3 protein-coding genes are annotated in these 1,263 nt (G+C 41.7%); 1 reads left to right on the forward strand and 2 read right to left on the reverse strand.

What is annotated here, in order from left to right; translation table 11 throughout:
• Together ACTHTS_RS10810 and ACTHTS_RS10815 are read right to left on the reverse strand one after the other, a co-directional pair.
• A partial coding sequence (locus ACTHTS_RS10810) for an aldo/keto reductase (RefSeq protein WP_440370025.1) occupies positions 1-256 on the reverse strand: 256 nt, incomplete at its 3' end.
• Entirely contained in the window at positions 256-834 is a 579-nt protein-coding gene (locus tag ACTHTS_RS10815; RefSeq protein WP_440370026.1) for an NAD(P)H-dependent oxidoreductase, read from the reverse strand. The genes ACTHTS_RS10810 and ACTHTS_RS10815, both read right to left, overlap by 1 nt.
• Before the next feature lie 177 nt (positions 835-1,011).
• Here ACTHTS_RS10815 and ACTHTS_RS10820 point away from each other — a divergent pair.
• On the forward strand, positions 1,012-1,263 hold a 252-nt coding region (locus tag ACTHTS_RS10820; protein ID WP_440370027.1), incomplete at its 3' end, for a LysR family transcriptional regulator.

The following is a 1,263-nucleotide window of genomic DNA, read 5'->3' on the forward strand; positions in this document are numbered from 1 at the left end:
CGTGATTGACGATGGCGGCGAACGTGCCGTCCAGTTTGGCAATTTCAGCTTTGTCTTCATCGCTGAGGGCAAAGTCAAAGACGTTCAAGTTTTCCGCCATACGTTCGGGTTTGGTGGATTTTGCCAATACAATGATGCCACGTTCCACCAGCCAGCGGGTAATCACTTGTGCCACAGATTTGCCGTATTTCGTACCAATTAGCGACTGACAAAATGGTGGGCAAAAGCCCACCGCTTCAAGTTGATGTTTTATCATTAACCGAACACTTTTTCCAAGTGTGCTTGGTAGTCTGCTATGTATTTTTCCACTTGCGGATTTTTAATTACATCGTTACACATAAATGTCGGTAAACGGCTCATACCGAGGAATTCGTTGAGTTTATGAAAGTGCATGTACAAGTCATCCACGCTTTTTCCTTCAAAAAAATCGCCTTCACGGGTGAACGCTTCAATCGGCGCATTCCACGTAAGCGAAAGCATGTGTTTTTTGCCTTGCAATAAACCACCTGTACCGAAGCCTTCGGTCGGGCTGACACGATGACGGCCATCACTGTGGTAAAGCTTGCCGTGTCCAGCGATAAATACTTCGTCTATGTATTTCTTCACTGTCCAAGGCTCGTGCATCCACCAAACAGGCATCTGCCAAATCACGGCATCCATCCACAAGAATTTTTCGATTTCTGCCTCAACATCATAGCCAGCATCAATCACAGTTTCTTTTACATTGTGTCCAAGTGCGGTCAAAACTTCTTTTGCTTTTTTGTGAAGCGTGTGGTTTAACTCACCATGAGAATGGCCGAAAGCTTTACCACCGTTTAATAATAAAATGTTCATTTTTACTCCTAGAATAAATAATTTATAAAAAAAGGATGTGATGTTTACGGATATTGTCTTCTGTTTACTCTCATGAAGTTGCAGTCATTTTATGATTTGTTTTTATTGAGATAAATAGGGTTTATCTTTATAATGTAATGAATTAAATTCATTAATAAAAGAGAGTTTAAAGAGAAAATGCAGAACTTTAACGAACTGAATTATTTTTTAACACTGGCGCAAACGCAGAGTTTTGTGAAAGCAGGGCAACTTTTAGGGATTTCTTCTTCGGCGTTGAGCCATAGCATGAAAAATTTAGAAATGCGGCTGAACCTGCGCTTGTTCAACCGCACTACGCGCAATGTGTCGCTGACCGAAGCGGGGCAGCAGCTTTTCGACCAACTTTCTCCGCTTTATCAAGCCATAAACCAAGAAGTCGATGCATTAAAT

The sequence above is a fragment of the Neisseria sp. P0019.S003 genome (assembly GCF_051957115.1).
GTDB lineage: Bacteria > Pseudomonadota > Gammaproteobacteria > Burkholderiales > Neisseriaceae > Neisseria > Neisseria flavescens_D.

What these genes read in the sequence shown, in the direction of transcription:
- ACTHTS_RS10815 (WP_440370026.1), bottom strand. Translation starts at nt 834, where the DNA reads ATGAACATTTTATTATTAAACGGTGGTAAAGCTTTCGGCCATTCTCAT.